This window comes from Humibacillus sp. DSM 29435, from assembly GCF_001758225.1.
Classification (GTDB): domain Bacteria; phylum Actinomycetota; class Actinomycetes; order Actinomycetales; family Dermatophilaceae; genus DSM-29435.
In genome coordinates this window covers 1-5,057 of sequence record NZ_MAST01000039.1, presented here as the reverse complement: position 1 = coordinate 5,057, position 5,057 = coordinate 1, and the positions used below count along the sequence as shown (strand labels likewise).

Annotated in this window: 3 protein-coding genes; 2 read left to right on the top strand and 1 reads right to left on the bottom strand. The window is 69.9% G+C overall.

From position 1 onward, the window contains the following. The first annotated feature begins 589 nt into the window (after window positions 1-589). Window positions 590-2,104, top strand: a complete 1,515-nt coding sequence (locus tag BA895_RS18020; protein WP_139142760.1) for an FtsX-like permease family protein — start codon at window positions 590-592, stop codon at window positions 2,102-2,104. Between the two features lie 66 nt (window positions 2,105-2,170). After that, window positions 2,171-2,995, top strand: a complete 825-nt coding sequence (locus BA895_RS18015; RefSeq protein WP_083283519.1) for an ABC transporter ATP-binding protein — start codon at window positions 2,171-2,173, stop codon at window positions 2,993-2,995. A gap of 917 nt (window positions 2,996-3,912) precedes the next feature. Here BA895_RS18015 and BA895_RS18010 read toward each other — a convergent pair. Next, complete coding sequence (locus BA895_RS18010) at window positions 3,913-4,617, bottom strand: hypothetical protein (RefSeq protein ID WP_139142759.1); 705 nt, start codon at window positions 4,615-4,617, stop codon at window positions 3,913-3,915. Between the last annotated feature and the right edge of the window lie 440 nt (window positions 4,618-5,057).

The window sequence follows — 5,057 nt, the reverse complement described above, 5'->3', positions numbered from 1 at the left end:
TCCCACAGCTCGTCACTGATCACACCATCACGAAGCATGAGTGCCACCATTCCCGACCCAACCCCGAATCTTTAGCAGACACGCCCTAGTCGACCTCCCGCGCGCGGTCTCTTCCGGGCGGGCCCTGACCGCTCCTGATCGAGTCCGGCCCGGCACCCTGGGTGACGCCTCCGAACTACCGACCCTCGACGTGCCCGTACTCCTCTCGTCGAAGGCTTACACCAACGACGTGGACGAGGTGGTCGTCGAGAAGCTAGGCCCGCAGGGTGTCGCCCTGATGACTACTGGCGGTAACTCCAAGCAGCGGCTCAAAGCCTTGACCCCGATACCGGGGCAGGTCATCTCACGGACGAAAGTCGACTCCCAGGCGGCTCTCGCCGAGCTAGGAACCCTGCTGAGCCGTTCCGGCGGCACCGAAGTGCGTAACTACACTCAACCCGGCCCGGTCGCCTTTAACAGCGGTGCGGGCGGTGTTCTCACCGCGGAGCCGGTCCCCGCCGACCCCATCTCGAAGCTTTCTGGCGAACAGGTCGGGCAAGTAGAGCAACGGCGGGTCCCTTTGGATCTAAAAGATACCTGGTTTCGGAAGGTGGCCAACCGAGATAGCGACACCTTGACCAATGCCAACATCCCGGTCCCCCGTGTCAAGCGTGTGGGGTCGTTCGACCCGGGCAAGCTCGATCTGGGGCCGGTGCTCTCGCGGATGCCGACCTCGTATGAGGCGCCCCCGGTCTCGGGGGCGGACGAACGGTCCAAAGCCTTGTTGAAAGGGCAGACCCTCGCGCCGAACGAGAACATCGCCGGGTACGTCCAAGCCCCACCGCTGATGTTGACCACGATGGCCAGCATTGACGCGTTCACCAACCCCACCTACTTACCCCCCAACCTGCTCTCGACCTCGGGGGTGGACACGAATACCCACCCGATCTCCGCTATCCGGGTCCGCGTGGCCGGGGTGACCGGGATCGACCCCGTCTCGCGCGAACGGGTCCGGGTTGTGGCCCGGCGTTTGGAGGCGCTGGGGCTGCGGGTCGACATCACGGTCGGGTCCTCGCCGGCCCCGGTGCGCACCACCTTGCCCGCCGGTTCCTTGGGCCGCCCGGAGCTGGCGTTGGCGGAGAACTGGACGAAGAAGGGCGTCGCCGTAGAGATCGTGAAGGCGGTCGACACCAAGAGCGTGGCCCTGTTCGGCCTGATCCTGCTGGTGTGCGCTCTGACCGTCGTGAACGCCGCCTCCGCGGCCGTGCGGGCCCGGCGCACCGAGCTGGGGGTGTTGGCATCCATCGGGTGGTCCCCACCCCGCCTGGCCGGGATGGTGCTGGCCGAACTGGCCCTCATCGGGGTGGTCGCCGGCACCGCCGGGGCGGTGTTGTCCTTCCCGGTGGCGTGGGTCAGCGGCCTGGACATCTCCCCAGCAAGAGCCGCCCTGGCAATCCCCGCGGCGACCGGTTTGGCGATCCTGGCCGGGATCATCCCCGCGGTCCGCGCCGCCCGCGCTGACCCGGGCGCGGCAGTCCGCCCGGCGATCGCCTCGACCCGGCGGGCCCGCCCGGTCCGGGGGGTGTTCTCCCTCGCGGTGACGAACCTACGCCGGGTCCCGGCCCGGAGCCTGCTCGGCGCGGCCAGTCTCGCGGTCGGGGTCGCGGCCCTGGCCGTGCTGGCCGGGATCACCCTCGCGTTCCAGGGCGCCGTCACCGGGACCCTGCTCGGGGACGCGGTCACCGTCCAGGTCCGCGGGGTCGACGTCGCCGCCGTGGTCGCGATGGTCGCCCTCGGGATCTTCTCCGTCGCCGACGTGGTCTACCTCAACCTCAAAGAACGCGCCGCCGAGTTCGCGACCCTGCGGGCGATCGGGTGGGGTGAAGGGCCCCTGTCCCGGCTCGTGGCCTACGAAGGGCTGCTGATCGGGCTGGCCGGGTCGTTGGTCGGGGCCGGGGCCGGCCTCGGGGTGGTGCGCCTGCTCGGCGCCCCGATCACCCCCACCCTGCTGGCCGCGTTCGCTGCGGCTGCCGTGGTCGGCACCCTCTCCGCGGCCGCCGCGACCCTGGCCCCCACCCTGGCGCTGCGCCGGCTGCCCACCACCGAAGTCATCGCCGAAGAATGACCCCCACCCACGCGCGCTGACCCCGTTCCGCACCCACCATCGTCGTCAGGGAAGGAGACCCCACCCATGATCGGTCTGCCACGACGGAACCCTCCCGCCACTACCGGCACCCAGCAGCCCAACCACCCCGAGGGGGGTGAAGACGCTGCTGCTCGGGTGGGCAAACCCGCCGTAGCCGCGGGAGCCAGGGTGGTGGTGCGGGGGTTGGCCAAGCGCTACCAGCTCACCCCCGAGGTCACCATCACCGCCGCCGACGGCATCGACCTAACCGTGGAACCCGGCCAGATCATCGCCGTCACCGGCCCCTCCGGGTCAGGCAAGTCGACCCTGCTGCACCTCATCGGTGCGATCGACCGCCCCGACGCCGGCACCATCACCGTCGATGACACCGAGGTCACCACGCTGACCCGGGGCGCCCTGGCCCGGTACCGGCGCGGCATCGGGTTCGTCTTCCAGCGCTACAACCTGCTGCCGGCCCTGACCGCCCTGGACAACGTCACCGCCGCCGTGTTGCCCTACCCCACCGACTTCGACAAGAAGACCCGCGCCGCCGCGCTACTGGCCCAGGTCGGGCTCGCCGGCCGCGAGAACTCCCTCCCTTCCCGACTGTCGGGCGGGCAGCAGCAACGCGTCGCGATCGCCCGCGCCCTGATCGGGCGCCCCCGCCTGATCTTGGCCGACGAACCCACCGGCAACCTCGACTCCCACACCGGCGCCGAAATCCTGGCTCTTCTCCTCGGACTACGCGACACCGAAGGCGTGACCATCATGATCGCCACCCACGACCCCACCATCGCGGCCCAAGCCGACCACACCATCCACATCACCGACGGCCAGATCACCCCAAGCCACCCCGCCGGCGCCACCGCTATCGGCACAGCGCGACGGTAATGGCCTCGAGCCACCCGCACGCTAGCGAGCCCGAGCGGTGGTGCAGCGAGGCCGCTCGTGTCCCCCCGGGTGCGCCCCAATCTCAGCGACAATCTGAGCCGCCAAAGACAGTCATGTGGGGCCAGCTTTCCCCGTCCCTGTGGGTCCAAGTTGGGTTGACACGGTCATCGCGGACGTTCTCGAGCACGTCTCCCCCGGCGGGCACCAGGTCTACCCCCTGCCAAATGCTCGGCACGCTCACGTCGGCGATGCTCGCGGCGGATCGGCTCGAGAGGGCATCGGCTAGGCCAGCCACATCAGCAGGCAGATTCTCTGCGCCGAGAGCGTCGGTGAGGTTGCCTTTGCGGGTCAGCGTCGACGACGAGCACCCGACGGCCCAGCTGCTACGTCGACAGCGGGGGCAAGTTTCTTCCTGGCACGGGTGGGGCTAGAAGTAGCGGTGGCTCTTGGCCGAGTGCCCCTTGTCGCGAGTGCAAGCGCGGCGGCTGATGGCCCGATGCCCGCACAGCCCGGCTTGCGCAGGTGCGGGAACGGGCCCTGACAACTCGCCTGGGGTGGGCACCTTCCTCTTTGCCTCCGGCGCTTCGCTGGGCTTTGCGGCACTTGGCCTGGGGGTCTCGTAGCGGGCTTCGCGCATAGCGCGCATGTCATCCAGCTTGCTCATCGACGGGTCACCTGCGCGACTCTAGTGCGGTCTCCGCACGGACACGCAGGCGCGGACAGTTAGTAGTCTTCGCCCTGCTCGACCCGGCCAAGTGGCGAACAAGTAGTGCCCGGAGTAACCCAGTTCGCAGGGCGTCGCGCTGAGCCTGGGTGTGCCTCGTGGTGGCGGTGCCGACGAAGCGCGGCAGTAGTGTTGGGAGTGGCCGTCAGGGGTAGACCATGGGTGCCAGCATGCCAACCGGCCCTGGACGGGGCTAGCGCAGGGAGGGGCCTCTGGTGATGGGTCCGTCTTTGCGGGGGTCGTGTCGGCGTTGTTTGTCGCGGCGTCGTTTCTCGGCCCGGCGGGCGTCCTCAGCCGCGGCCGCGGTGGTCTGGTCGTCCGCGCCCTGGGCGGGGGTGCGGATGGCATCGGCGACGGTTTTGAAGGCCTCGTCACGGGCCCGGCGGTTGGCGAGGGCGGCTTGCCGCTGTCCGAGGCGGGCGGCGAGGTCCGCGAGTTTGACTGCGGCGGTGCCTTGCTCGGCCGGTGGGTGGTGGTCGGCGGTGAAGTCGTAGTTGATGGCGGCGGCGATGACTTCGGTGTATATCATCTGCACGGGCCGGTCTTCGCCGATCCGGTTGGCGGTGTAGGCGACTTGGTCGTCCCACTGTTCAGGTGGCAATGCCGCGATCACGGCGGCGCAGTGCCGGGCGGCGCCGAGGCGGGCGTGGACCCACTGCTTGTCCAGGTCGGCGCCCCAGGCGTTGATGCGGGTGTCGATCAGGGACTGCGCCAGGCAGGGGGCTTGTTCCCCGAGGTCGAGCATGGTGGCCAGCAGGTCGGGGTGGTGTTGGTAGAGCTCGGCGGGGTCGTTCGCGCCGGGGATGACCAGGGTCCGGGGGTCCGCCCCGCGGGCGGTGAGCTTCCAGTAGTCCGCTTCCGCGGCCTTGCGCCCGGCGGCGTCGTTGTTGGTGGCCACCAACACCCGTCCGGTGGTGCGGTAGTCGCCTCGGTTCTCACGGGCTCGGGTCCGCCATCGTTGACGGCGGTGGGGCCGGTCTTGCTGCTCGCCAACCCGATGGCGCCGGCGTCAGCGTTCGGCCCCTCGGTGGGTCCCGCGTGGGTGTACTGGGCCGCCACCGTTGTCGTGACGTCAGTGGCACTGGTTCCGGTTCTGTGGTTCTGGCGTCGCCGATCCACCTCCCACACCATGCTCACGGGCTGCGCGTCAGGCGCCCAGGTAGCGGCCGCGGCGGGGCGGCGTGCTCTGCTGCGCCGCGCGAGTGTCCTGCGCCCGGCATTGGCGTCGGCCCGCCCCCAAGACATCGGTTACCGGCTCGGCTCTTCACGTGGCGTGGCGGCCTATAGCGAACAGCCGACGCAACTTGGTCCGGGCGGGTGCCTGGCCCGCGCCGGCTT